Annotated in this window: 21 protein-coding genes; 12 read left to right on the plus strand and 9 right to left on the minus strand. The window is 59.7% G+C overall.

Going from position 1 to position 25,460, the window contains the following annotated elements; genetic code table 11:
- Positions 1-3 precede the first annotated feature (3 nt).
- The 4 genes from EGO55_RS18115 (at position 4) to EGO55_RS18130 (ending at position 4,556) form a co-directional block, all read left to right on the plus strand.
- On the plus strand, positions 4-1,947 hold the full coding sequence (locus tag EGO55_RS18115; RefSeq protein WP_021690720.1) for a flavin-containing monooxygenase: 1,944 nt from the start codon (positions 4-6) through the stop codon (positions 1,945-1,947).
- Between the two features lie 31 nt (positions 1,948-1,978).
- Complete coding sequence (locus tag EGO55_RS18120) at positions 1,979-3,070, plus strand: Zn-dependent alcohol dehydrogenase (protein ID WP_021690719.1); 1,092 nt, start codon at positions 1,979-1,981, stop codon at positions 3,068-3,070.
- A 7-nt stretch (positions 3,071-3,077) separates the two neighbouring features.
- Positions 3,078-3,929: an alpha/beta hydrolase fold domain-containing protein gene (locus tag EGO55_RS18125; RefSeq protein ID WP_021690718.1), complete on the plus strand. Its 852-nt coding sequence runs from the start codon at positions 3,078-3,080 to the stop codon at positions 3,927-3,929.
- 90 nt (positions 3,930-4,019) lie between these two features.
- On the plus strand, positions 4,020-4,556 hold the full coding sequence (locus EGO55_RS18130; protein WP_052023702.1) for a MarR family winged helix-turn-helix transcriptional regulator: 537 nt from the start codon (positions 4,020-4,022) through the stop codon (positions 4,554-4,556).
- Between the two features lie 31 nt (positions 4,557-4,587).
- On the opposite strand, the gene EGO55_RS18135 is transcribed toward EGO55_RS18130, so the two are convergent.
- Positions 4,588-5,493, minus strand: a complete 906-nt coding sequence (locus EGO55_RS18135) for an NAD-dependent epimerase/dehydratase family protein (RefSeq protein WP_021690716.1) — start codon at positions 5,491-5,493, stop codon at positions 4,588-4,590.
- Positions 5,494-5,667: 174 nt separating this feature from the next.
- Between EGO55_RS18135 and EGO55_RS18140 the strand changes: the two genes are divergently transcribed.
- Complete coding sequence (locus tag EGO55_RS18140; protein ID WP_124916815.1) at positions 5,668-6,996, plus strand: spinster family MFS transporter; 1,329 nt, start codon at positions 5,668-5,670, stop codon at positions 6,994-6,996.
- Positions 6,997-7,041: 45 nt separating this feature from the next.
- On the opposite strand, the gene EGO55_RS18145 is transcribed toward EGO55_RS18140, so the two are convergent.
- Positions 7,042-8,265, minus strand: a complete 1,224-nt coding sequence (locus EGO55_RS18145) for a cytochrome P450 (protein ID WP_021690714.1) — start codon at positions 8,263-8,265, stop codon at positions 7,042-7,044.
- A gap of 131 nt (positions 8,266-8,396) precedes the next feature.
- Complete coding sequence (locus EGO55_RS18150) at positions 8,397-9,245, minus strand: helix-turn-helix domain-containing protein (protein ID WP_021690713.1); 849 nt, start codon at positions 9,243-9,245, stop codon at positions 8,397-8,399.
- A gap of 265 nt (positions 9,246-9,510) precedes the next feature.
- Between EGO55_RS18150 and EGO55_RS18155 the strand changes: the two genes are divergently transcribed.
- The gene (locus tag EGO55_RS18155) at positions 9,511-10,275 is read left to right on the plus strand and encodes an SDR family NAD(P)-dependent oxidoreductase (protein WP_210766567.1); all 765 of its coding nucleotides are present in this window, start codon (positions 9,511-9,513) and stop codon (positions 10,273-10,275) included.
- A 6-nt stretch (positions 10,276-10,281) separates the two neighbouring features.
- On the opposite strand, the gene EGO55_RS18160 is transcribed toward EGO55_RS18155, so the two are convergent.
- Both EGO55_RS18160 and EGO55_RS18165 read right to left on the minus strand, forming a co-directional pair.
- Entirely contained in the window at positions 10,282-11,220 is a 939-nt protein-coding gene (locus tag EGO55_RS18160) for a DMT family transporter (RefSeq protein WP_021690711.1), read from the minus strand.
- Between the two features lie 2 nt (positions 11,221-11,222).
- Complete coding sequence (locus tag EGO55_RS18165; RefSeq protein WP_021690710.1) at positions 11,223-12,608, minus strand: aminotransferase-like domain-containing protein; 1,386 nt, start codon at positions 12,606-12,608, stop codon at positions 11,223-11,225.
- A gap of 175 nt (positions 12,609-12,783) precedes the next feature.
- On the opposite strand from EGO55_RS18165, the gene EGO55_RS18170 reads away from it, so the two are divergent.
- Both EGO55_RS18170 and EGO55_RS18175 read left to right on the plus strand, forming a co-directional pair.
- Positions 12,784-13,152, plus strand: coding sequence for a nuclear transport factor 2 family protein (locus EGO55_RS18170; RefSeq protein ID WP_021690709.1), 369 nt, complete (start codon positions 12,784-12,786; stop codon positions 13,150-13,152).
- 29 nt (positions 13,153-13,181) lie between these two features.
- Positions 13,182-13,928 carry a 2OG-Fe dioxygenase family protein gene (locus tag EGO55_RS18175; protein ID WP_021690708.1) on the plus strand — a complete coding sequence of 249 codons (747 nt, stop codon included), beginning with the start codon at positions 13,182-13,184 and terminating at the stop codon, positions 13,926-13,928.
- A gap of 70 nt (positions 13,929-13,998) precedes the next feature.
- On the opposite strand, the gene soxR is transcribed toward EGO55_RS18175, so the two are convergent.
- Positions 13,999-14,466, minus strand: a complete 468-nt coding sequence (gene soxR, locus EGO55_RS18180; protein ID WP_346723773.1) for a redox-sensitive transcriptional activator SoxR — start codon at positions 14,464-14,466, stop codon at positions 13,999-14,001.
- 238 nt (positions 14,467-14,704) lie between these two features.
- Between soxR and EGO55_RS21820 the strand changes: the two genes are divergently transcribed.
- From EGO55_RS21820 to EGO55_RS18195, 4 genes are read left to right on the plus strand one after another with little or no spacing between them, the layout of a single operon-like run.
- A complete protein-coding gene (locus tag EGO55_RS21820) occupies positions 14,705-15,289 on the plus strand; it encodes an efflux RND transporter periplasmic adaptor subunit (protein ID WP_488154035.1) in 585 nt (194 codons plus the stop codon).
- On the plus strand, positions 15,286-15,675 hold the full coding sequence (locus EGO55_RS21825) for an efflux RND transporter periplasmic adaptor subunit (RefSeq protein ID WP_488154036.1): 390 nt from the start codon (positions 15,286-15,288) through the stop codon (positions 15,673-15,675). Before EGO55_RS21820 ends, EGO55_RS21825 begins: the two co-directional genes overlap by 4 nt.
- Positions 15,676-15,679: 4 nt before the next feature.
- Positions 15,680-18,757 carry an efflux RND transporter permease subunit gene (locus EGO55_RS18190; protein WP_021690705.1) on the plus strand — a complete coding sequence of 1,026 codons (3,078 nt, stop codon included), beginning with the start codon at positions 15,680-15,682 and terminating at the stop codon, positions 18,755-18,757.
- Positions 18,750-20,168 (plus strand): efflux transporter outer membrane subunit, encoded by a 1,419-nt coding sequence (locus tag EGO55_RS18195; protein WP_021690704.1) that lies wholly within the window; start codon positions 18,750-18,752, stop codon positions 20,166-20,168. The genes EGO55_RS18190 and EGO55_RS18195 overlap by 8 nt, the downstream gene beginning before the upstream one ends.
- 57 nt (positions 20,169-20,225) lie before the next feature.
- Here EGO55_RS18195 and EGO55_RS18200 read toward each other — a convergent pair whose 3' ends face one another.
- The 3 genes from EGO55_RS18200 to EGO55_RS18210 all read right to left on the minus strand — a co-directional run bounded on the left by EGO55_RS18200 (position 20,226) and on the right by EGO55_RS18210 (position 25,298).
- On the minus strand, positions 20,226-22,118 hold the full coding sequence (locus EGO55_RS18200) for an AMP-binding protein (RefSeq protein WP_021690703.1): 1,893 nt from the start codon (positions 22,116-22,118) through the stop codon (positions 20,226-20,228).
- 85 nt (positions 22,119-22,203) lie between these two features.
- A complete protein-coding gene (locus EGO55_RS18205) occupies positions 22,204-23,871 on the minus strand; it encodes an MFS transporter (protein ID WP_021690702.1) in 1,668 nt (555 codons plus the stop codon).
- Positions 23,872-23,897: 26 nt separating this feature from the next.
- Positions 23,898-25,298 carry a DcaP family trimeric outer membrane transporter gene (locus EGO55_RS18210; protein WP_021690701.1) on the minus strand — a complete coding sequence of 467 codons (1,401 nt, stop codon included), beginning with the start codon at positions 25,296-25,298 and terminating at the stop codon, positions 23,898-23,900.
- Between the last annotated feature and the right edge of the window lie 162 nt (positions 25,299-25,460).

A 25,460-nucleotide genomic window follows, 5' to 3' on the forward strand; every position in this document is an offset into this window, starting at 1 on the left:
ACAATGGCGATAGCGGGAGAAACGGATATCATGGAAGGTCAGGCCAGCAGGGTCGGGGCTAACCCCGGCAGTCCCGATGTCGACCGTGGCTTTATCCGGCGCGCGATTGAACTGGCGGATCTCGATGCCGTGCGGGTGTCGCTGTATCAACTGACGGACGACAAGGCGATCGCCATGCTGCCCGTGGCCAAGGCGCTGTCACCCGAACAGCGAGAGCAGCTTGTGGACCGGGCGGTCGACTGGCTTGAGCGCCATGCATCCCCTGATATGCCGGTTGAGCCGCCTGCGGAAAAGCTACGCGAATTGATGGCGCTTACCATACATCGCGACATGAGTGATCTTGAATTCGCAGCACGGCGGGACCTTGCCGGGTTTCGGGATTTCCCCTTCGCTGTGGAATGGAAAGGGGAAAAGCCCCCTGTTCCCGAGGGGTTTCGCGTGGCGATTATTGGCAGTGGGCCCTCCGGGCTGGCGGCTGCTGTCCAGTGTGAGATATTGGGGTTGCCCTATGTCCTGTTGGAACGGCAAGCCGAACCGGGCGGAACGTGGACGATCAACCGCTATCCCGAAGTGCGGGTGGATACGCCATCAATCACTTACGAGTTCAGCTTCGAGAAGCGTTATCCCTGGAAAGAGCATTTCGGAAAAGGCGCGGATGTGCGTGCCTATCTCGATCATATTTCCCGCAAGTACGGCGTTTTCGCGAATACGCGGTTCTGCAATGATGTGAAATGCGCAACGTTTAACGAAACGACAAACAAGTGGAGCCTCGAAATCGCGACGCCAGAGGGTGTGGACACGCTCGACGTCAATGTCGTCATGACCGCATGCGGTACGTTCGCCAATGCCAAGCTTCCGGATTTTGAAGGGATTGAAACGTTCCGTGGGCAGGTAATCCACCCCTCGCGCTGGCCCGCGGATCTCGATCTGTCGGGTAAACGCGTGGCGTTGATCGGCAATGGATCGACCGGTGTACAGATGCTGGGTGCAATCGCGCGGGAGGCAAAACAGGTGTTCGCGATCCAGCGGACGCCGCAGTGGATCAGCCCGCGCGAAAAATATGGCGCGCCAATGGAAGCAGAACTGACCTGGCTGATAAACAACCTGCCGGGTTACTGGAACTGGTGGCGCTATATGGCCACAGCAACTCTGTTCGACATTCACAGCCTGCAGGTGGCTGATCCCGAATGGCAAGCCAAAGGTGGGATCATCAATCAGGGCAACGATGCCCTGCGAGAAATGCTGACGGGTTACATCCGGCAGGAAACCGGCGGCGACGAGGAACTGATAGCTAAGCTTGTCCCGGACTATGCGCCGTTTTCGCGACGCCCCGTGGTGGACAATGGCTGGTACAGGGCCCTGACCCGCGACAATGTCGAACTGGTCTGCGGCAGCGTGGCACGGCTGGTGCCCGAAGGTCTGGAAATGGAGGATGGCAAGCGGGTCGAGGTCGATGTCATCATCGCTGCAACGGGTTTTGAAGTTGCCAAGTATCTCCTGCCCGCCCGTTATGAAGGGCTTGCCGGCAAGGATTTGCACGCCGTGTGGGATGCAGGCGATGGGCCGCGGGCATACCGCAGCATGATGGTGCCCGACTTCCCGAACCTGTTTATGATCTACGGCCCGAATTCGCAGCCACTGTCGGGTGGGACCGGGTTGCCTGCATGGTATCTGTTGTGGGCGTCGTTTGCCGGACAATGCATCATGCGCATGTTACGGGAAGGAAAATCACGCGTAACCGTGACGCATCGCGCCTGCGCCGACTATAATGAGGCGCTCGACCAGGAAGCGTCGAACCTGATCCAGTTGACCAGGGAAGGCGGGGTCGAGCGTAATTATTACGTCAACAACACGCACCACCGGCTGCAGGTCAACGCACCGTGGCAAAGCCCGGATTTCCATCGCATGTGCAGTGTGGTGGATTGGGATGATCTTGAACTGTCCTGAGGCAGACAAAACCGGTTGAGGGGAGAAGAGCATGCGGGCGTTGATCTATGAAGGCAAGGGTAAGGTCAGGTACACCGATCAATTGACAGTGCGCGAACCGGCGCGTGGCGAAGTGCTCGTCCGCATTGTCGCCAGCGGCATTTGCCATAGCGATATCAGTGTGCTCGACGGCACGATCGATTGGCCAGCGCCCGCCGTGCTTGGTCATGAAGGGGCCGGAATAATCGAGAAGGTGGGGCCGGATGTCACATCGCTCGCCCCGGGCGATCACGTTGCGCTGCATACGCTCGCCTATTGCGGACACTGTGCCCATTGTGAAAGCGGGCACCCCACACGGTGCCGGGAAACGCTGGGCAACCGGACGGAACCGTTCAGTCTTGATGGCGTGCCCGTCTCCAATTTTGCCGCGACATCGACTTTCGCGGAATACATTGTGGTCAAGCAACAGCAGGCGATCCGGATCGATCCGGATATTCCGCTCGACGTGGTCTGTGTGATCGGCTGCGGGGTTCTGACCGGGGTAGGATCGGTGATCAATCGCGCGAAGGTTGCCCCCGGGGATACGGCGGCCGTGTTCGGTGCTGGCGGGGTCGGGCTCAACGTCATTCAGGGGCTTCGGCTTGCCGGGGCATCGCGTATCATTGCAGTGGACCTGATGGCATCGCGGGAAGAAAACGCCCGCAAATTTGGCGCGACCGATTTTATCGATGCTTCGCAAGACGATGTGCCTGCACGTATTCGCGAATTGCTGGCCGATCCGGTGAAGCCGGCCACGGGCGGTGCGGATTGGTCGTTTGAATGCGCGGGCAGTGTGGCTGCCCTGAAGAATGCGGTGGCATCGCTCGCATGGGGTGGGAACTGTGTGATTGTGGGCATGCCTTCCTTCGACGCGACGGTCGAACTGCCGGTGTTTCCGCTGTTGTCTGTTGATCGTGGCGTTCTGGGCGCGCGCTATGGCTCGTCGCGGCCTCATCGCGATATTCCGGCCTATCTCGCGCTTTACGCCAATGGTGCGCTGATGCTGGATGAACTTGTGACCCACCGTTACAGGCTCGAGGACTTCGAACAGGCATTTCATGATCTCGAAACGGGCAAGCTGGCCCGTGGCGTTTTTGTTTTCTGAGGCCGGGATGGCAGCGCAAGCGGACCGGGCAGACTGGCAATTGCCTCCTTTGAGAGAAGGGTATGCGGCTGACGCTGATCTTCTGGAGCGCCGGATCAGGGCAGGGGGGGCACTGTCCGCGCCGGAGTATGAACAGGCTATCGGGGGCGTCCGCTGTCTGGTGGTGTCACCGCCCGGTGCCATCCGCACCATGCTCTATTTTCATGGGGGCGGTTATCGCATGGGATCGCCTGTCGCGTGGCTGCCCTATGTCACGCGGTTGGCGGAAGCGGCCGGGGCGAATGTCATTTTGCCGTACTATCGGCTCGCGCCCGAAAATCCCTTTCCGGCCGCATTGCATGATGCTGTCGCGGTCTATCGGGCGTTGGCGGAACGGGGCGATGTAGTTCTGGCGGGGGATTCTGCGGGCGGCGGGCTCGCGCTGGCGCTTGGGATCGTCGCCTCGCAGGCGGGCAGGGCGGCGGCAGGTGTTGTGCTGGTTTCGCCCATGCTCGATTTCGCGGCCAGCGCGGATACCTATGAAAGCAGGGCGGGGCGCGATCTGCTGTTCTCCCGGCAGGCAGTCGCGGATTGCGGCGCCCTGTATTTGCAGGGTCATCCCGTTGACGACCCGCTTGTCTCCGGCATTCACGCCGATCCCGAAAGTGTCCCTCCTGCTTTGGTACTGGTTGGCGGAGAAGAGGTTTTGCTGGGCGAAGCTTTGCATTTTGTAGAACGTCTGGGGCGTGCGGATCGTGCGGTCACCTTGCATGTTGCGCCTGGTATGGGCCATGTCTGGCCGATGATGGCACCGGACACCGTCGAGGCGGACAATGCCTTGGGGGTTATCGCGGCATTTGTGAAATCCGTTTGGCGTTGATTTGGCACCACATCTCCAAAAAACTGCTTGGCTCAGTTTCCAACGATCGGATCTCTGGCTATTGTCCGGGCGGTGTTAGGGGATATGAAAATGCATGAACCTGCAAGTTTGATGGCAGGTGGCGTTCTTGTTGAAGAGGGGGCTGACGATGTTTCTTCCGCAATGGAACGCGTGGCAAATGCCATTGTCGCTCTCCGGAGAAATCCGCATAACCGGGCAATTCAACGATATATCTATCTTGTGGGTGATCATGAACTGACACCGGTGCAGGTCGATATTCTTGAAACCGTCGTTAATAACCCTGGCCAGCGTATGAACGAGCTTGCTGATGCGCTTGGCGTTGATGCTTCGACTGTCAGCCGGACAACGTTACCACTGGTCAAACTGGGCCTGATCAAGCGGCAAAGCGACGCCTCCGACAGGCGTTTGACGATGATGGTACCGACAGAGAAGGGGCGTAAACAGGCCCGCACCATCATGGAATCGCGCCGAACGATGATGTACCGCGTGCAAAGCCACTTGCCGCAGGATCGCCTCGATGCCTTTGGCGAACTCCTCGAAGCCTACATCGGTGCGGTGAATGTCGAAGGTACGAGAATCCTGAAAGAGCTGCGCGGCCGGCGCTAGCCCCCGCGGGCGGTTGGTTGCCGCAGCAAGGTTACACGGATGGCTGGCGGTATCGGGCGTGTCCGATATCGGCCATCAGATCGGGATGCACAGGCGACCAGCCGAGTTCCGCCCGGCTGCGCGGCGCGCGCGTGCGGCTGCAGACCCCCATGCCGATCAGGGTTTCGAACTTGCCCCAGCGATCAACGGCTTCATCGAAGTTGAGGCTGCGTGCGGTAACGCCGCAGTCGGCGGCAACCGCCTGGGCAATCGTGCGATTGTTCGCTTCGCCGGAGACGGCGTGATACAATGCGCCCGACACGCCATTTTCCAGCGCGAGCAGGTATAGCCGGGCGAGATCGTCGACGTGCACGTTGGAATAGAGGTTCAGGCCCCGGCCAAGATAGCCGACATCGCCATAGTCACGGGCATCCTGATAGAAACGGGCGATATGGCCACAGCCGCCATGACCCCAGATCATCGAGGGACGAATAACCATCGCTTGCAGGCTGCCAGTCCAGCCGGATGCCATGACGAGATTTTCGGTGACATGGCGGAAGCCGATATATTTTGAGGGGACGAAATGGTCCGTCTCGGCAAAGGTGTCCTCGCTCCATTCGCCATCGGTCCGCTGCGACAGTACGCCGGTGCCGCTGGTGAAAATCAGTTTCTTTCCGGTTCCCGCCAAACGGGTCGTGAGTGCGGATAAAAAGGCGTATTCATCCTGCAAATCGCGTTGTGCGGCATAGATTACCGCTTGATGATCGGCTGCCATATCCAACAGTGGGGCAGGGTTGGCCAGATCGCCGCGAAACGGCTCGCCACCGGCTTGCGCCACGACCGTATCGCCGGTGTCAGAGCGTGAAACGCCTGTCACGACGTAGCCGGCTTCTGCCAGATGAGCGGTAATCCGCGCACCGAGATAACCGGTTGCTCCGAACACCAGCACGTCCCCCATCTGTTCATTCCCCTCTCGCGGTTTTAACCATTAGTCAGGCTGGCATATTCCTGTTTGCCCGATACGCTCATCGCGGGCTTTCCATGTTACCGGAAAACACGCGGCCGCCAATTGACCACTTTGGGCGATCTGCCGAGATTACCGCAAAAGCTATGTGTGGGGATTGCGGTGCTGATGAACGACGGGGCTGCCGATGCCGGCGCATCAAGCGACCTTACGGTCGAGGACGCGAAACCGGCAGGAACCGCTAAGCGCACGCTGATGCTGATCATGCTCACGCTGATCTATTCGTTGAACTATCTCGATCGTCAGATCGTGCTGATCTTGCAGGAACCGATAAAACATGAGTTCGTGCTCAAGGATTGGCAACTGGGTCTGCTGACCGGGGGCTCGATCAGTCTGTTCTATACGGCAATGGGCATCCCTCTGGCACGGTGGATTGATAGCGGCATTCATCGTGTGCGCATGATCGGCGCGATCACGGTGTTGTGGAGTATCCTGACCGCGGTTGGCGGGGTGACGCGCAATTACTGGCAACTGTTCTTCGCACGTGTTGGCGTGGGTATGGCGGAAAGCGGTTTTGCGCCCGCAGCGCATTCGCTGCTCTCCGATCTTTATCCTGCGGACAAACGCCCCAGCGCGATGGGCGTTTTCGCCACTGGTATACCGATAGGTATCATGCTCGGGCTGATGGCAGGCGGTTTCATCGCCCAGCACTACAACTGGCGCATGGCGCTGCTGATTGTGGGGCTGCCCGGCGTGATGATCGGATTGCTGTTTGTCATTCTGGCCCGAGAACCCAAACGCGGCGCGGCGGAATCCGGAGGGGCGACCCTGGAAACAGACAGCCTCTCATTCCGCGAGGCCGTAGCGGCCCTTTGGCGGACATCGGCCTATGTTCAGGTCATTCTCGCCAGTGCGGCGGCCAGTTTTGCACAGATGGGCATCACGGCATGGCTTCCTTCCTACCTGATCCGGGTGCATGGCATGTCCTTGTCGGAAGTAGGACTCGGCATGGGGGTTTTGATGGGCGCATCAGGCCTGGTCGGCACCGCGTTCGGTGGCTGGTTGGCAATGCGCCTTGGCAGGCGTGGGATGGACGCCATGCTGTGGGCCCCGATAATTGGGCTGACGCTGAGCATTCCTTTGTTCGTCATGGCCTTTATGGCGGAGAGTGGCGCGAGCACTTTGTGGCTTCTGGCCATGCCCATGCTGCTTGTCGCGTTCTGGACGGCGCCATCGATTGCCGTCACGCAAAGTCTGGCTCCGGTGGCCACGCGGGCGACAGCCAGCGCGGTTTATATCGTGACCTGCAATATCATCGGAGTTGCATTGGGCCCGATTTTCGCGGGCATCATGAGCGACGTCTTCCATGGCATGACTGGCGATCCGGCACGCGGTCTGCAATTGTCGCTGATGTGCCTCGCCGTGATCATGCTGTGGAGTGTCGTCCACTGGATCATTGCGGCACGCCGTTTGCGCAAGGATCGGATCGCCGTTTGAACCGGAAGGCAAAAGGCGGGATGCTTTATCCCGCCTTTGGTCGCGTCAGGTTGCCACGTTCCATTCCAGCGGCAATTTCTTGAGCATAAGCGTCGCACCAGCATGGCTTTCGATCGCGCCAGCATCGGGTGCGATCCGCAGGTCGGGCATGCGCGGTAGCAGCTCCTCGATCATGATGGTCAGTTGCTTGCGCGCAAGGTAGGCGCCGATGCACAAGTGCGGCCCGGCCCCAAATCCGAGATGTTTGACGCGGCGTCCGCCTGCACGGTCGAAGTCGACTTCCAGCGGGTTATGCCACTGGTCGGCGTCGAGGCCGGCGATGGGGGTTCCTGCGCAGACGACATCGCCTTGTTTCATAACCACACCCCGGAAGACCTGATCCTTGGCGGCGGCTCGTCCGATGAACGAAATACCGAAACGGCGAAGCAGTTCCTCCAACGCAACCGGAATCGCGGAAGGGTTCTGGAGCAGGTAATCGCGATGACCGGGGTTTTCCGCAAGGAACCGCATGATATGCGTCATCTGTGATGTGATCGTGTCGAGACCGCCGGAAAACAGCATGAGTGTCATCGAACGCATATCGTCGAAATCGGGACGTTTGCCGTCGATCTTCATCCGCATCAGGGCCTGAAACATCGGCCCCTGATTGGCAGCGGGATTGGCGAGCTGTTGCTGCAGCCACTCGGTCACCCAACTGAAGGCGTCGATAAAGCCCTGGTTGGTTTCCTCTACGGTCTGCCCGCGGAAAATCAGTTTGATCCACGATAGACACTGATCGCGCAGCGAAAGATCGGCCCCCATCAGATTGAGAAAGGTATCGATTGGCAGTTTGTAGGCGAATTCGGAGACAAATTCACAGCGCCCTGGGGTGAATTCGTCGAACAGCTTCAAAGTGAAAGCACGGGTGTCAGGATCGATAGTGGCCAATGCGCGGGGCGAAAACAGGTTGTTTGCCATCGCCTTGCGGTATGCCGTGTGTTTCGGCGGATCGAAATTATTCGGGATCAGCACCACCGACGCATCGCGTTTGGGGATGGCCAGCGAAGTCGCGGTAAACCGTTCGTGGTCGGCGAAGATTTCCTCGATCGCATCCGTCGAACGGGCGATCCAGTAGCCGCCGAGATCGGGCGAGAAGAAGATTTCGGGGCAATCGTTCAGGCTGGCGATATACCCGTAAGGATCGCTGCTGATCGCCTTGTCATTCCGAAAATCGAACGACTTTACGAGATGTGCGGGCACGTGATCAGGAACAGTGGCGGGCGCGGTCACAGAATCTCTCCGTCAGGTGATATTGTTGCCCTGACGTATGGCGCGGATGCCACCTGTGGGTAGCGTGAAATCCATCATGAGAAGGAAAGTTGGCGGTCCGTGTTCTCTATGTCGGTATTGGTTTGATTGGGTCATTGCAGCGCATATGGTTGCGCTGACTGGAGAAAGCGATCCCGGTGCCGCATCACAGCGGCTTGTAAAGCGTTTGCAACCTGCTTGATTTCCTTTTCCGATTCAAACAGCTTGTCACCCACAATGCCAATTGCGTGCGGCGAAACGGCATTGGGTATTTGCAAAGGTACAGCGATAGAATCGAGAACAATGTCGTTGCGTCGGCAGAGGGCGAACCCTTGCGCCCTGGTGCGTGCCACGCGATCAACGAGATACTTCATCAGGGATGGACCGCTGGGGCCGATACCCAGTTGCTGGGCCCGGGTCACGAGCTTGATGATTTCAACATTGGAATGCTGGGCAAGAATGGCAGCTGCAAAATTGGTGCCCGGCTGCCAGCGATCATGATCGTAACGGATGACCTCGGTTGGGAAATCCACATCTTCTTCCGGTGTCAGCCAATGGCCCCGGATTTGTGCAACGTTCTCGACCCAGCAGTCATTCTGGAAGGTAATGTAAACGGTGGCTCCGGTTTCCGCCCGCACTTCATTGAGCAGTTCGCCGATATAATCGCCGCCGAAGAAATTGCGTTCAATGCTGCGCCCGGTCGCCACAAGTTTGTAGGACGGGACATAACGTTTGGTTTCGCGATTGAAAGTAAGATAGCCCATCGAGGCCAGCGTGCGCAGGATCTCATCAGTACTGGAATTGGGAATACCCAGCGCCTCGCTGATATCGATCGTGCGGGCAGGGGCATCGTGCTGGGTAAAGTAATGCACGATGTCGAGTGTGCGCAGGCACGATTTGACCCCACTCTGTGTGGTAGGGCGGGTATTGCCATTATCTGCGTCCGGCCGTTTCTTAGCCATGGAACCTCTCCGTCTACCCCATGTGCCAGTCTTGTGCCGGCTTCAAATCAGCCCATTTTCATGAACTTTGATAAGGCACGTGGTAATGGATGCGCCGGGCCGCTTCAAGCCATGTGTCCTCTTGATGCGACCAGTTCCTGGCGTCGTCATGCGCATTCCGGATACGTGGAAATTTCCGGCTCATTCTTGCGGCCGCTTGCGATGGTGGCGTGCGTGATGTCAGATGGTTGCCCGGGTTCGCTTCGGGACTGTGAAGGGAGAGTATGTGATCAGTAATCGTCTGGCGGAAAAAGCCATTATCGTTATCGGATCGGGCACTGGAATTGGTGCGGCCACGGCGCGGCGCCTGGCGCAGGAAGGCGCAAAGGTCTGTCTGGCTGATATCAATCTTCCGGCTGCAGAACGTGTTGCGGAAGATATCGTGGCGGAAGGTGGAGATGCTTTCGCGTGCCTGATAGATCTCGCTGACGAGCATTTGGTGAATACTGCTGTAGAGGCGGCGGTGGGACGTTTTGGCAAGCTCGATGGCGCACATATCAATGCGGCGGACATGAAGACCCTGCTGGAGGATGCCAATATTCTCGAACAGCCCATGGCTGTCTTCGACCGGACGATACAGATCAATTTGCGCGGCCATGTCCTGTGCACACGGGCTGTCCTGCCGCACCTGCTTGAAAATGGCGGCGGTTCTATCGTTTACACGACATCGGGTGCGGCCTTTGCCGGGGAACCGGTCCGCCCCGCCTATGCGATAACGAAAAGTGGCTTGACCGCGTTGGCGCGGCATGTGGCGATGGCTTGGGGCAAGAAGGGGGTCACGGCCAACTGCATAGCCCCGGGGCTGACCATCACGGAATCGGCAGGGGCGACTGGCAGTGAGTTTAGGGCGGCGATGCTTGAACATACTCCCCACGTCCGCCTCGGTGAACCCTCCGACATCGCCAATATGGTCGCGATGTTGTTGTCGGAGGATGGGCGCTGGATCAACGGACAGACCTACAATGTCGATGGTGGCGTGATCATGCGCTGATCGCGTTTATGTATCTGCGCCGTCGTTAGCGGATGTCCTTTTGCTGGCGGCGGCACCAAGAATGATACCTCCAAGAATGATCGCCATCCCGATCAGGTGGAAGCTTTGCAGCCGCTCGTCCAGCAGGGCTGACGCCAGAAATGCACCGAACAGCGGCATGAGTGTGATGGTTTGTCCGGCAGGCCCCGCGCCGAGATCACGCACGGCTGCGTTGTAGAGCAGATAGGCGATAAGCGAGGGGAAGACTGCAACATAGGCAAAGGCACACAGCGTTCCCGCGCTGAATTGCACGCGCAAGCCCTGCGCATGTTCCCACAACGCAAATGGCGCCATCGTGACTGCGCCAATAACAAAGGTCGCCACAAGAAAGCTGAGAGGGTGGCAGGGCGGACGGATGCGCAGCAGGCTGGTATAGGCGGCCCAGCATGTCACCCCGCACAGGATCAGCAGATCGCCCAGATTGAAATGCAATGTCAGGATTGCCGCGAGATGGCCGCGCAGAACGATCAGCACCACCCCGAGCATGGACAGCAGTACGCCAGCGATCTGAAGGACAGGCGATCGCAACCGGAAGAACAGAAGGTTGAACAGAAGAACCAGCGCAGGAGTGGCCGCCTGCAGCAAAAGGCCGTTGCTGGCCGTCGTGAAGTGCAGTCCGGAATAGACAAAGCCATTGAATCCGCCGACACCGGCAACGCCCAGCAGCAGGATGATACGCCAGTGCTGGCGCAGGATTTGCCAATCTGCGCGCAATTTCGGCCAGGCAAAGGGCAGCACCAGAAGGACGGCCCCGCTCCAGCGGACGAGCGCGAGGGTAAACGGTGGGATGGCGCCCTGAACGGCGCGTCCGACAACGAAGTTGCCGGACCAGAACAGCATGACGAAAACCAGGCTGGCATAAGACAGCCAGCGTGTTTGATTTGAAACCTGCGTGTGTGCGGGCATCCTCACACGACGCCCAGCGCTGACTTGTCGCTGCCAGGTTGCAGCAGGCCATGCAACGCGCGCAGGCATGTCTCAAGCTTGCCACGCTCGCGAATGGCGCCGAGGCATATACGGAGACCCGATGGTGCATTGGATGCGACTATAGGGGCGCCCGGCGGAGTGAGCGCGATCCCGGCGCGCAGTGCGCGGGATGTCAGGCGTTCTGCGTCGATCGCCGGCATGGGCATCCACAGATGGAGGCTCCGTTTCGCCCCGGGTTTCGCCAGTGCGGTTCCCAGAACGTCCTGTGCCAGCCGCGTGCGGGCTTCGGATTCGGCGAGCACGGCATCGGCGATTTTATCGGCGGTACCATCCTGTTCCCATTGGCTGAAGAGAAGCGGGCCGAGCGTGGGCGGGCTATACCCGAAGGCGCGCAGCCCCATGAACAGCCGGTCGCGCAAGGCATCTCCATCCGGAGGTAGAACGAATCCGAGGCGAAGGCCCGGCGCGATCGGCTTGGAAATGCCCGCGACCAGCAGGGTTCGTTCGGGAGCAAGTTCGGCAAAGCTGTCCGGTGCGTTTTCGGGCGCGAAAACGCGGTAAGCCTCATCCTCGACGATTGTCAGATCGTATTGTCGGGCGATGGCGATGATGTCTGCGCGCCGTGCGGGGTCGAGCGTGATGGTCGTGGGATTTTGCAGGGTTGGTATGAGGACCAGTATCCGTGCGCCGGTATCGCGCGCGGCGCGGGCGATCGCTTCCGGATCGATACCGCGATCGTCCATCGTTACCCCATGAAGATTGTAACCTGCATGGGCGGCCAGGGTTTTGATTCCCGCGTAAGTGGCCGCTTCGCACAGGATTGTATCGCCCGGCCTCGCCAGTGCGGAAAAGGCGAGGGCCAGGCCATGTTGGCCCCCATTGCACTGTATCAGCCGATCCGCCGTGGCGCGGGTCATGCGGTGGCGTCGGCGGAGCCACGAAGCCCCTGCGTGGCGGGCTGCCAGCAACCCTTCCGGCGGCGGGTAATTCAGGCAATCGAGCAAGTCAGCCCTCTGGCGCAAGCTATTCAGGCCTTCGTTGAGCCAGCGTTCCGAGGGTGCGAGCGGCGGGGCATTTTGCGCCATATCCGCCGGGCCTGCGTCCATAGCGAGCGGAACGGTGGCATGATCGGCAACGTAGGACCCACGCCCCACATGGCTCGAGAGAAGGCCGCGACGTTCGGCTTCACCATAGGCGCGGCTGACGGTTCCCACGCTTAACGAAAGGCGGTGCGCCAGGTCGCGATGCGGTGGCAGTCGTTCGCCCGGGCGCAGTATCCCGTGATGTACGTCATGCTCGAGCGCGGCGATCAGGCGTTCGTACAAGGGTGATGGGCCTTCGGGGATATTCGGAAGCCAGTTTGCCATGCGTTCATCCTTATTGAACTGGTTCAATATCACGTTTGACGTATAGTGCAAATTGTATCATTTGGTTGAAAGAGCTGATCTTAAGGTCCAGGCTGATTGCGCTAATGCATTAGATAGTCTGGTTCATTTTGTAACGGCCGGATCGAACGATATCCTCATCGAAAAGGAGTTTGTCATGAATCGTGATGAGATGGAGCATTTTTCCAGATTGTGGATCGGACACTGGAATGCGCGCGATATCGACGCGGTGCTCGACGTATTCACCGACGACGCCCGCTTCATCAGCCCACTGGCGGCGGAAGTCACCGGATCGCCGGTTATCGCAGGCAAGGCCGCGTTGCGACAGTATTGGAAGAAGGCGCTCGACCAGACGGAGAGCCTGCATTTTTCCCTGATCGGTTCGATCTGCGATCTCGAACGGCAGACGCTGGTCGTGCAGTATCGCGCGGAGCGGAACGGCAGGGTCACACGTGCGGCTGAGGCGATGCGCTTTGAAGGGCGCTGGCAAGTGGAAGGGGAGGCATTATATGGTGCCCCACTGTAAATTGAACCGGTTCAATTTGAGGTAATCCGATGGGCGCCGGTCATAAATCGGATGGTGTGCCGCCCCTGTGGACTGCATCCGTGGGTGTCATCACGCAACTGCATGCGGACATGTTGGTGCTCCCCGCGATTTCGACTGTGACACAGGCGCCAGATTGGCAGGCGTTCGCGGATAGCTGGCACGATCTTCCGGCTGATGACCACATGGGGGATGGCGGCGCCTATCGCCAGCGGCGTTATGCGGCCTTCCGCGCTGATATGTCGGGATGCCAGCGTCTGCGGCATCGGTCTCATTATCAGGAAAGGGCGCATAACTGCCTCAACGGCGGCATTCAGCGCTGGTTCGCGCCGATGCAGCCGGCCACAGTGTCGTCGGATGCCTTCGCACAGGCGATGCATTGCATGGCGGACGCTGTGTGCGAACGGGAGGGCAATCCGTCCTCGGAATGGTTCGTCGAAGTGCACCAGTTCCGGATCATGGCGCAAAACGGTCTACCAGGTCTGCCGACACCGGAAGGTCTGCATCATGACGGGCGTGACTGGGTGATGATCCTCTATGTCGGCGGTGAGAATTTTGCTGGAGGCGAAACGTCGGTCGTTGGCGCCCGGGAAACGGTGCTGCGTCACCGACTGGGTCAACCGGGTGAGGCCTTGTTTCTCGATGATCGGCGATTGCGTCACGCGACGTCAGCCATTGTGCCGGTTCGGCCTGGCTTGCCTGCCTGGCGTGACACGCTGGTCATTACCTACGCTGTGATGCCTGATCGCGTTTTGTGACAAGTGGTTACGGGTGGGCGACCGGGGCAACGTCTATTCGAAGCAAGGCTTGTTTGACGGGGCAATCGAATCAGAGATCGGCAATGCGCGCGCCGGCACCAAACTCGGCGGCACGATCGCCTGGGTTACGCAACGGACAGTCGGAAATCGAAAGGCAGCCGCAACCTATGCAACTGGCGAGTTGGTCTCGAAGGCGGGTGAGGAGCGTGATGCGTTCGTCAAGATCACGCTGCCAATCGCGGGAGAGCTCGCTCCAATCCGCGGTGCTTACCGGCTTGCCGCGCGGTTTGGCGTCCAAACGCGCCTTGATATCTGCCAAGGGGATGCCGACGCGCTGTGCAATGCGAATGACCGCTATGAGCCGCAGGACTGAGCGATGATAGCGCCGTTGGTTACCACTGGTCCGCCAGCTTTCTATAAGACCCTGAGTTTCATAGAAATGTAGAGTCGACACTGCTACACCCGCGCGGCGAGCGACCTCGCCTACGGTCAATGCGTGACTGTAATCGACAAGCGTCATGCGTTTGTTGTCTTTCATTGGGAACGGTTCGAAAAAATCCCTTTACCTCAACTATGGTTGAGGTTCTATGGGGGTGGCTTCGGTATCGTAACGGGAGCTGATTTTGCAAGATTCACCGAGCCAGGCCGGTAAGTGGCCGATCAAGTCCTGGCGACAGGCCGCTCTGGCGGTTGGCCTTATAATTCTGGTTTTTGGCCTGCTTTTCCTATGGAGAAGCTGGCGGAATGCTGCGCCGCCGCCTGCCGAGCGGCCACCCGTGGCCGTCACCGCGACATTTGTCGAACCGCGCGATGTGCCCACGGCCTTGCAGGCTGTCGGTTCCTTGCGTGCGGTGCAGGAAGTCATGCTGGCGCCGGAAGTGGCAGGGCGCGTTACGGCGATCCGTTTTCAGCCCGGCGCACGCGTGGGTGCAGGGGCACCGCTTGTGCAACTGTTCGATGGGCCGGAGCGGGCAGACCGCGCGGCAGCGGTGGCCAAGGCCGATCTTGCCCGCGTGCAATTGGCACGATCGCGCGAACTGGCACCAAGCGGCGCCGAATCCAAAGACGTGCTCGATCAACGCCGCGCGGAATATGCGCAAGCGATGGCTGCCGTTCATCAACTGGACGCGCGGATTGCCCAGAAGCGTGTCGTTGCGCCTTTCGCGGGCCAGATTGGTGTGCGCAGGATTAATCTGGGGCAGTATCTGAATCCCGGTGATGCTGTGGCATCCCTGACTGCGCTGGACCGACTCTATGCCGATTTCAATGTGCCGCAGCAGGATCTGGCGCAGCTTCATGTCGGGGGACGGTGCAACTCACCTCCGATGCCTGGCCCGGCCGCACCTTTACGGGCCGCGTGACGACGATCGAGCCACGCATCGGTGAGGATAGCCGCAATGTCATGGTTCAGGCGCTGCTGCCCAACCCGGGGCAACTGCTGCGCCCGGGGATGTATGTGAACGTGGCGCTGGAACTGGCTGCGCAGACAGGGGCGCTGGTTGTTCCGGCAACGGCCATCCAGACGTCCGCGTCAGGTGATAGCGTCACGGTTATTCGCGGCCGCACCCCCCGTAAGGAAGGCAATGCTGAAATGGTCGGCGTGGTGACCGGTCGACGGATTGGCGACAGCGTGGTGGTGACCAAGGGGCTCAAGCCCGGCGATGTAGTGGTGACCGAGGGGCAAATCCGCGTGCAACCCGGCGCGCCGGTGCGTGTGGTCCGGATTGTGCCGGCGATGAAGGATTGATCCCGTGCATTTTACCGATCTGTTCATTCGCCGCCCGATCCTGTCCATCGTGGTTAGCCTCCTGATCCTGCTGGTCGGCGGGGCATCGGTATTCATGCTCCAGGTGCGGGAATATCCGAACATGGAGAGCGCCACGATCGTGGTGAACACCTCCTATCCCGGCGCCACGCAAGACGTGATGCAGGGTTTCGTGACCACGCCGATCGCGCAAGCAATCGCAACGGCAAACGGTATCGAGTACCTGACTTCGTCATCCACGCAGGGACGAAGCGAGGTCAAGGCCAAGCTGGTGCTGAACGCCGATGCCGACCGTTCCATGACGGAGGTTCTGGCAAAAGTGCAGCAGGTGAAATTTCGCCTGCCGCCGGGGGCCAGCGATCCGGTGATCAACAAGATCACCGATGGCGCATCCGCGGTTCAGTATGTCGCATTCACCAGCGAAACTCTGTCGATCCCGCAGATTACCGATTTTGCAACGCGCGTGGCCCAGCCGCTGATTACCGCGGTCCCCGGCGTTGCGTCCGTTGATATGGGCGGGGGGCAGACACTGGCCATGCGCATCTGGATCGATCCGGACAAGATCGCCGCACGCGGTCTTTCCGCCGGGCAGGTGGCGGATGCCCTGCGTGCCAACAATGTGCAGGCCGCGCCGGGACAACTCAAGGGCACGTCCACTGCGATCAATATCACGGCGGGTACGGATCTCACCAATGTGGATGATTTCCGCAACATGGTGATCAAGACGGGAACCGATGGCGTTGTCCGGCTTGGCGATGTGGCCACGATTGAAATCGGTGGGCAGAACTATAACAGCAGCGCCACCACCGGCGGGAAGCCAGCCATATTCATCGCCATTTCGCCGACGCCAGACGGCAATCCGCTGGAAATCGTCAGTGCGGTGAAAGCCCTGATCCCGGATATGCAGCGCGTTGCGCCCCCGGGCCTCAAGGTGTTCAGCCAGTTCGACGTGGCGCATTTCGTGGAAGCGTCGATCGATGAGGTGTCGCATACCCTGGTCGAGGCGGTGCTGATCGTTGTTCTGGTGATTTTCCTCTTTCTCGGATCGGTCCGGGCGGTGATTATTCCGGTTGTGACGATCCCGTTGTCGCTCGTCGGAACGGCAGCCCTGATGCTGGCGTTTGGATTTTCGCTCAATCTGCTGACCCTGCTGGCCATGGTGTTGGCGATCGGTCTGGTGGTGGACGATGCGATCGTGGTGGTTGAAAACATTCACCGGCACATCGAGGAAGGCCTTGCCCCGGTGCAGGCCGCGATTGTGGGCGCGCGCGAAATCGTCGGCCCGGTGATCGCGATGACAATCACGCTGGCTGCAGTATACACCCCGATCGGCCTGATGGGCGGGTTGACCGGTGCGCTGTTTCGGGAATTCGCCTTCACACTGGCGGGATCGGTGATTGTATCCGGGGTGATTGCGCTTACGCTGTCGCCGATGATGAGCAGCTATCTGCTCAAGGACAAGATGGCCGAAGGCAAGCTGTCCCAGCGGATTGAACATACGATGGAACGGCTCACCCATGGCTATGAAACGCTGCTGGGCAAGACACTGGCCGCGCGCGGTGCGGTGTTGCTCGTCGGTCTGGCGGTTCTGGCAGGCATCGTGATCCTGTTCAGCGGCACGCGCAGCGAACTCGCGCCGCAGGAGGATATGGGATACGTCTTCGTTCAGACGAAAGCGCCGCAATACGCGAATGTGGACTACACGGCGCGCTTTGCGGAGGATGTTCAGAAAATCTACGCTTCCATGCCGGAGTATGTCAGTTCGTGGGATACGGCGGGCCTGTTCAGCCCGAATGGCGGCTTTGGCGGGATTATTCTGAAGGAATGGAGCGAACGCAAACGCAGCGCGGATGAAATTCAGGCGCAGCTTAATGCCGAAGGGGCGGCGATTACTGGTGTTTTCGCGACATCGTTCCAGCCACCGCCGTTACCTGCGGGCAGTGGCGGTTTGCCGGTGCAGATGGTGATCCGGTCATCCGATGACTTTTCGGCGATCTATCAGACGCTCGAACAGATCAAGGGGGCTTCATGGGGCAGTGGCCTGTTCGCTTTTGTCGACAGCGACCTTGCCTTTGACAGCCCGGAAGCGCGGATAACCGTAGACCGGGAAAAGGCCGGGCAAATGGGCGTGTCTATGGATGCCATCGCGGGCACGCTGGCAACGTTGGTTGGCGAAAACTATGTCAACCGCTTCAACTGGCACGACCGGTCGTACGACGTGATTGCACAGGTGCCGCAGCAGAAACGCCTGACGCCGGATAATCTCGGGCAGTACTATGTCAAAGCGACGTCGGGCGCGCTGGTTCCTTTGGCGACAGTGGTCAAGGTGGATATGCGCCCGCAGGCCAATCAGTTGCCGCAGTTCAACCAGATGAATTCGGCCACGATTTCGGCGGTTCTGGCCCCCGGCGTGACGATGGGCGAGGCGGTTGCTTTCCTGAAATCGCAACCCTTGCCACCGGGCATGACAATCGACTGGCTGTCGGACAGCCGCCAATATGTGCATGAAGGAAACCGTCTGACGGTGTCTTTCGGTTTCGCGCTGGTGGTGATTTTTTTGGTGCTGGCGGCGCAGTTTGAAAGCTTCCGCGATCCGGTGGTCATTCTCGTTACCGTACCGCTTGCGGTGTGCGGTGCGCTGGTGCCGCTCTACCTCGGTTATGCGACGCTCAATATCTATACGCAGATCGGATTGGTGACCTTGATCGGGTTGATATCGAAACACGGCATTCTGATGGTCTCTTTCGCCAACGAGATGCAGCACAACGAGGGACTGGACCGGATTTCCGCGATCCGGCGTGCGGCGGCCGTGCGTATGCGACCGGTGCTGATGACGACGGCAGCGATGGTTGCCGGTCTGGTCCCTTTGCTGTTCGCCAACGGCGCGGGTGCGTCGAGCCGGTTTGCCATCGGGATCGTGGTGGTGATGGGGATGCTGATCGGCACCTTGTTCACCCTGTTCGTTCTGCCGACGATCTACAGCTTTGTGGCGCGTGACCATCGGGCAGCGTCAGAAAGCGAGCGTACCAAACAGATCGCCCTGACGGAGACCGCCCATGCGTAAGATCGCATTCCTTTCCGCATGCGCTCTTACGCTGGCGGGGTGTGCCGCCGGGCCGGATTATCGCGCGCCGGCAGCCTTGCCGACAACAGACACGGGGCCGTTCATCAGCACGGCGCCGGGCACGAGCAATGCCGAGCCACAAGGTGACTGGTGGCGGCTGTACAACGATCCAGCGCTGGACAGGCTTGTTACACGTGCACTCGTGGCGAACACGGATCTGCGTGTGGCGGCCGCCAATCTTGCCCGTGCCCAGGCCATTCTGCGCGAAGCGGGGGCCGGGCGCTTGCCATCGACCGATCTGTCCGGCGGGGCGAGTTATGGCGACGGTTCCGGCGGGGGCTTCTCACAGGGCAGTGGCAACACGCAGTGGAGCTACACCGGCGGGATGGCTATTTCGTGGGAGATTGATCTGTTTGGTCGGATCGGCCGTACGATCGAAGCGGCGCGCGCCGACCGGGATGCCGTGGCCGCTGCGCATGAAAGGGTGGCGGTGGTTGTCGCGGCGCAGACCACCCGGGCCTACGCCGATGCCTGTGCACTTGCAGAAGCAAGCGCGGTGGCGCGGGAATCGATCGATATCGCCCGGCGGGGGCTTGATATCGTGACCGCACAGGAGCGGGTGGGGACCGCATCGCGCTTTGATCTGGAGCGTGCAAGCACAGCTTACGCCAACGCACGGGCGGCTTTGCCGCCATTGGAAGGCGCGCGGCAGATTGCCCTGTTCGAACTGGCGGCCTTGCTGGGCCTTCCGCCTGCACAAGTGCCGGAAGAAGCCCGGCAATGTACGCGGATACCGGTGCCCGTATCGGCCATTCCCGTGGGGGATGGGCGGGGGCTGCTGGCCCGACGCCCCGATGTACGCGAGGCGGAACGGCGGCTCGCTGCCGATACGGCCAGGATTGGGGTGGCGACGGCTGACCTCTATCCGCGGATCGCATTGGGCGGATCGGGCAACTTCTTCCGCAACGATCAGGTGAAGGGCAGCGATTCCTTCAGCTTTTCCCTCGGCCCGCTGCTGTCATGGAGCTTCCCGAATATCGCCACTGCCCGAGCGCGCATCGCGCAGGCAGAGGCAGGCACGCAGGCTTCGCTCGCGACATTCGATGGCACAGTGCTGAATGCGCTGAAAGAAGTGGAACAGGCGCTTGCCAGCGTGGCCAGTGAAGACCGCAGGCGTGCTGCCCTGGCCGATGCGGTGCGCAGCGCGGATGCCGCCTATGATCTGGCGAACCGCCGTTATCGGGCGGGTGCCATGTCGTTCCTCGATCTGCTGGATGCACAGCGCTCGCTGGTCGAGGCACGCGCCGCCCTGACCGCATCGGAGCGGGCGCTCGGTTCCGCGCGAATTGATCTGTTCAGGGCGCTGGGCGGTGGGTGGCAGACCCTACCACCGGCGCGGGCAGGTGCCTGAGAGCATATGATCGGGGTGCCGATGCCTGTAATCGCGGTATCGGCACCCCGGTGAAAACTATCCGTGCGCGGACGTTTCCTGTGCGGCCAGCGCGTTACGGATCAGATCGGGGACCGCCGGATCCTCGATCGTGGCCGGGATCAGGTATTCTTCGCCATTCACGATCTTGCGCAACAGGTTGCGCAGGATTTTCCCCGAACGGGTCTTGGGCAATTGCGGCACGACATAGGCGGTTTTTAGCGCTGCCACCGCGCCCAATTCCTCACGAACCGCCGCGATGACCTGGCGGACAAGCACCGCCGGTTCTGCCGCTCCGGCCCGGGCAACGATGAAAGCGACCGGGATCATGCCCTTGATCGCATCATCTGCCCCGATCACCGCGCATTCGGCAATGCCATCCTGCTCCGCCACGATCTGCTCCATCTGCCCTGTGGAAAGGCGGTGCCCGGCGACGTTGATAATATCGTCGGTGCGCCCCATGATGTGCAGGAAGCCTTCATCGTCGAAATAGCCAGCATCGCCTGTTTCGTAGTAGCCGGGAAAGCTGGCAAAGTTGCGATCATATCCGGGCTTGTTGTTCCACAGGCTGCGGAATGCACCGGGAGCGAGCGGTTCCTTGATCGTAATCGCGCCACTTTCGCCTGTTTCAACAGGCTGCCCGTCTTCGCCCAGCACCACGAATTCGTAGCCGGGTACAGGGAAACCCGCGCTGCCGCGTTTGCGGCGCAGATCGCCAAGAGCGAAGCAACTGGCAATCGCGGGCCAGCCCAGTTCGGTCTGCCACCAGTGATCGATCACCGGCAGGCCTGACTTGTCTTCCAGCCAGCCGATCGTGTCCGGATCAGCACGTTCCCCGGCAAGGAAGATTGCGCGCAAATCGCCCGTGCCGATATCGCGCAAGAACGTGGCATCGGGGTCTTCCTTGCGGATTGCGCGGATTGCGGTCGGCGCCGTGAAGAAGCTCTTCACACCGTGCCGGACAATCGTGCGCCAGAAGGTGCCGGGATCGGGCGTGCCAACCGGCTTGCCCTCGAACAGCACGGTGGTGGCGCCGACCAGCAGCGGGGCGTAGACAATGTAGCTGTGACCTACGACCCAGCCCACATCGGAAGCAGCCCAGAAGGGATCACCTTTGCCGATCCCGTAAATGTTCGCCATCGACCACGTCAGGGCAACGGCATGGCTGCCATTATCGCGAACCACGCCTTTGGGCGTACCGGTGGTGCCCGAGGTGTAGAGAATATAGAGCGGATCACCTGACGCCATCGTTTCGGGGGAAGGGATCGGATCGTTGATACTTTGCGCGCGCAGTTCTTCCCAATCGAGATCGCGCGGAGGGTGCAGTTCGGCACGACGTGCCTCGCGCTGGAACACGACCACGTGACCAACCTTGTGCGAGGCGAGTTCCAGCGCTTCATCCACCATGGGCTTGTATTCGATGACACGGCTGCCTTCGATGCCACAGGATGCTGCAAGTATGACGTCAGGGGCAGCGTCATCGATGCGTTTGGCCAGTTCCAGTGCTGCAAATCCACCGAATACAACAGAATGGATCGCGCCGATGCGCGCGCAGGCAAGCATGGCGAACACCGTCTGGGGGATCATCGGCATGTACAGGACGACGCGGTCGCCCTTTTTGACGTCAAGACGCCGCAGCATGGCCGCAACCCTGCCTGATTCCTCAAGCAATTCGGAATAGGTGAACTGTTTGATTTGGCCTGTGGCGGGGCTGTCATAAATCAGCGCCACGGCGTCGCCGCGACCGGCAGCGATATGGCGGTCAAGGCTGTTGTAAGCAGTGTTGAGCGTGCCGCCTTTGAACCAGCCTTCTTTGGTATCGTAAACCGTTTGCGGCGGTGTGATCCAGTCAAGGGCGTTGGCCGCCTCACTCCAGAATGCGTCGCGGTCGGCGATGCTGGCATTCAAGGCCCGTTGATAGGCTTCGCTCATATTCAACCCCTTTTGCATCTCAATTCAATGGCAGGGGGGAGGACGATTTTCACCATCCTCCCCGATGCTTGTTTATGAAACCTGCCTAGTCATCGATATTGCGGCGGAAGGTTTCAGGCAGGAATAGCAACCCGACAACAACCGTCAGGGCTGCGATTACGATCGGATACCACAGACCGTAATAGATATCCCCGGTCGCTGCCACCATCGCAAAGGCGGTAGTGGGCAGGAAGCCGCCAAACCAGCCATTACCGATATGATATGGCAACGACATGGAGGTGTAGCGGATCCGGCTCGGGAACAGTTCGACCAGCAGGGCGGCGATCGGTCCGTAGACCATCGTGACCAGCAGGACGAGGTAGGTCAGGATAGCGACAACCATCGGCTTGTTGATCTGCGCCGGGTCTGCCTTGCTCGGGTAGCCCGCACTATTCAGGGCTGCCTTCACTTCATCCTGGAAAGCGCTGATGGCGGCTTTGCGTTGATCGCCAGTAACCATCGCAGGATCCGGAGCCGTGATGCTCGTATCGCCGATCTTGACCACGGCAATCGTACCGACTGGTGCCTCCACCGATGAATAACTGATTGCATTCTTCGCAAGGAACGCCTTGGCGATATCGCAGCTACGGCTGTCGAACTTGTTCCGACCGACCGGATCGAACTGCAGCGAGCATTCGGCATCGTTGGTCGTGACAGTGACCGGAGCGGTTTCTTCGGCTTTGGCCATGGCGGGATTGGCCGCCTCGGACAATGCGTGGAAAGCCGGGAAATAGGTCAGCGCGGCGAGCGCACAGCCCAGCAGGATGATCGGCTTGCGTCCGATCCGGTCAGACAGCCAGCCGAAGAAGATGAAGAACGGCGTGCCGATGGCCAGCGCAATGGCGATCAGGATGTTCGTGGTGGCGCCATCGACCAGCAACATCTTCTCAAGGAAAAACATGGCGTAGAACTGGCCGGAGTACCATACGACTGCCTGACCGGCGACTGCGCCAAGCAAGGCAACAAGGACCCATTTCAGGTTTTTCCATTGCCCGAACGCTTCGGTAAGCGGCGCTTTCGACGTCTTGCCCTCTTCCTTCATTTTCAGGAACACGGGGCTTTCCGACAGTTGCATGCGGATCCACATCGACACGATCAGAAGCACCATCGAAACGAGGAACGGCACGCGCCATCCCCATTCCTTGAAGGCTTCTTCGCCGATCAGCGTACGTGTTCCGATAACAACCAGCAGCGCGGCAAAGAGGCCGAGCGTGGCAGTCGTCTGGATGAAGCTGGTGTAAAGGCCGCGTTTGTTGTTGGGCGCGTGTTCTGCCACGTAAGTCGCAGCACCGCCGTATTCCCCACCGAGCGCGAGACCTTGCACCAGACGCATCACGACCAGCAGGATTGGCGCTGCCACGCCGATCGAGGCGTAGGAAGGCAGCAGGCCGACCACGAAAGTCGAAAGACCCATGAGGCCCATAGTGACCAGAAACGTGTATTTCCGGCCGACAATGTCGCCCACCCGACCGAATACGAGCGCGCCAAACGGGCGCACCGCAAAGCCTGCGGCAAATGCGGCGAGTGCGAAGATGAAAGCAGTCGTTTCATTCACGCCCGAAAAGAACTGGGCTGAAATAATTGTGGCCAGAAGGCCGTAAAGGTAGAAATCATACCATTCAAATACAGTGCCAAGTGACGAGGCGGTGATGACAAGTTTTTCGTTTGTCGTCGCCTCGTGATGCTTGGCCTGGTCGGCAGGCACCGTAGCCATGATCCTTCTCCCTATCCCTGTTGCGGTTAGAAGCTATATTTGGCAGCAAATTCGACGCGGTCGAGTTGACCTTTCGCGCCGTCCACTACTTCTCGTTCTGCGTGGCGATATTCGATGCCGAGATCGATACTCGGAACCGGTGTCCAGAACAGATTGGCGGCGCCACTCCACGCCTTGCGATTGTATCCCGCCAAACTGACGGCAGGCAGCGACCCAGCGTAGTTCACGCTCTGGTAACTGCCGATAAGGTTGACGCGAAGCCCTTTGGCAATCGCGATCCGTGCTGCGGCAAGTGCGGCGAAGTTGCGCACATCAGCCAGTTTTCCGCTTACTGGATCGTATACGGAATCGGGGGCAAAGTTCAGACCGACGTAACGCCCGATATTGCTACCATATGTAGCCATGAAGCGCAGATCGCTGGTCTTTTCATCATTCAGGTAGATCTTGCCGCCACCGCTGATACCCCAGCCGAAGTTTTTGGCCGAAATACCAGCATTCTCGACACGGACTTCACGGGCAAGACCGGCGAGCGACAGTTCACCAATATTCCCCGTATAAGCCAGTCGCGCGGTGACATCTGGCATGCGGTCATCGCCATTCTCGATCAAGACAGGGGAGCCTAACGTCGATGTGCCGGATTCCGGATTTTCGACCGCAGCATGCAACGTCAGACCGTTGCTGACCGGCATCGAATAGCGGATCAAAGGCTGGCGTACGAACACCGTATCTTCTGTGGCGCCTAAGAAATCTGTCGTTTCAGGTAGCGCCCCGGTGTACTGGAAGGTGGTCCAGTCCTGTCCGAAGGTGAAATGCCCGACTTGCAGATAGGCCCGGCGCAGCGCGAGATTGTAGCCGTTGGTCGTGCGTTGCGAACCTTGTGTTCCCGGTGAAGTCTGGAAATCAACTTCCAGATAACCCTTAACATTTTGTCCGGCGACATCGGTTCCCAGATTCAACCAAAACCGGGATTGCTTGGCGCTGAAATCCTGAACTCTGCTCGCCTTGCCACCGCTAACGGGGATGGATTGTGGCAGATAGAAATCCCGGCCAAGTGAATTTGTGGGTACCTCGCCATCGCTGAAGCGGCTGCTGGTCGCACTAAGCTTGATAAACCCGCCCAGTTTGACGGTGGTATTCCCCACACGGAAGCCGTCTGCAGGCGGGCTCTTCTTTTCGAGTGTAGCGATCTTGGTCGCCGCCTCATCGCTTTTTGCGGTGGCCGCCTGCAGCGCGGCTGCGGTCTGCGCCTGCTCGGTTCTGGCGTTTACCAGTTCCCCGCGAAGCTGCTGCATTTCGGCTTCAAGGCGGTCAAGTCGCGCCTCAAGTTGCGCCTCACGTGCGGTGCTTTGTGCGAATGCGGTAGCAGGTGTCACGAGTGCCGTGGCCACAAGCAATTGCGCCAGGCAGGTTTTGTTTCGCCTTTGCATCACGAACTCCCATCCCCAATGTCATACTTGGGATCAGAGAGGGATGCGCCAATGTAACAACGGACAACATCCCGACATTGGTAGTAGAACTACGACCTTTGTCTAACATCGTTCCTGAGCGGGGATCGGGTACACGGGGGCATACAATCCTCGCAATCTGAC

Origin of the sequence: Caenibius tardaugens NBRC 16725 (genome assembly GCF_003860345.1) — a bacterium.
In the GTDB taxonomy this organism is placed as follows: Bacteria; Pseudomonadota; Alphaproteobacteria; order Sphingomonadales; family Sphingomonadaceae; genus Caenibius; species Caenibius tardaugens.

Bases quoted from the DNA above. Each gene is read 5' to 3' on its own strand.
- EGO55_RS18115 (WP_021690720.1), top strand. From the start codon at position 4: ATGGCGATAGCGGGAGAAACGGATATCATGGAAGGTCAGGCCAGCAGG.
- EGO55_RS18120 (WP_021690719.1), top strand. From the start codon at position 1,979: ATGCGGGCGTTGATCTATGAAGGCAAGGGTAAGGTCAGGTACACCGAT.
- EGO55_RS18125 (WP_021690718.1), top strand. From the start codon at position 3,078: ATGGCAGCGCAAGCGGACCGGGCAGACTGGCAATTGCCTCCTTTGAGA.
- EGO55_RS18130 (WP_052023702.1), top strand. From the start codon at position 4,020: ATGCATGAACCTGCAAGTTTGATGGCAGGTGGCGTTCTTGTTGAAGAG.
- EGO55_RS18135 (WP_021690716.1), bottom strand. From the start codon at position 5,493: ATGGGGGACGTGCTGGTGTTCGGAGCAACCGGTTATCTCGGTGCGCGG.
- EGO55_RS18140 (WP_124916815.1), top strand. From the start codon at position 5,668: ATGAACGACGGGGCTGCCGATGCCGGCGCATCAAGCGACCTTACGGTC.
- EGO55_RS18150 (WP_021690713.1), bottom strand. From the start codon at position 9,245: ATGGCTAAGAAACGGCCGGACGCAGATAATGGCAATACCCGCCCTACC.
- EGO55_RS18160 (WP_021690711.1), bottom strand. From the start codon at position 11,220: ATGCCCGCACACACGCAGGTTTCAAATCAAACACGCTGGCTGTCTTAT.
- EGO55_RS18165 (WP_021690710.1), bottom strand. From the start codon at position 12,608: ATGGCAAACTGGCTTCCGAATATCCCCGAAGGCCCATCACCCTTGTAC.
- EGO55_RS18170 (WP_021690709.1), top strand. From the start codon at position 12,784: ATGAATCGTGATGAGATGGAGCATTTTTCCAGATTGTGGATCGGACAC.
- EGO55_RS18175 (WP_021690708.1), top strand. From the start codon at position 13,182: ATGGGCGCCGGTCATAAATCGGATGGTGTGCCGCCCCTGTGGACTGCA.
- soxR (WP_346723773.1), bottom strand. From the start codon at position 14,466: ATGAAAGACAACAAACGCATGACGCTTGTCGATTACAGTCACGCATTG.
- EGO55_RS18195 (WP_021690704.1), top strand. From the start codon at position 18,750: ATGCGTAAGATCGCATTCCTTTCCGCATGCGCTCTTACGCTGGCGGGG.
- EGO55_RS18200 (WP_021690703.1), bottom strand. From the start codon at position 22,118: ATGAGCGAAGCCTATCAACGGGCCTTGAATGCCAGCATCGCCGACCGC.
- EGO55_RS18205 (WP_021690702.1), bottom strand. From the start codon at position 23,871: ATGGCTACGGTGCCTGCCGACCAGGCCAAGCATCACGAGGCGACGACA.
- EGO55_RS18210 (WP_021690701.1), bottom strand. From the start codon at position 25,298: ATGCAAAGGCGAAACAAAACCTGCCTGGCGCAATTGCTTGTGGCCACG.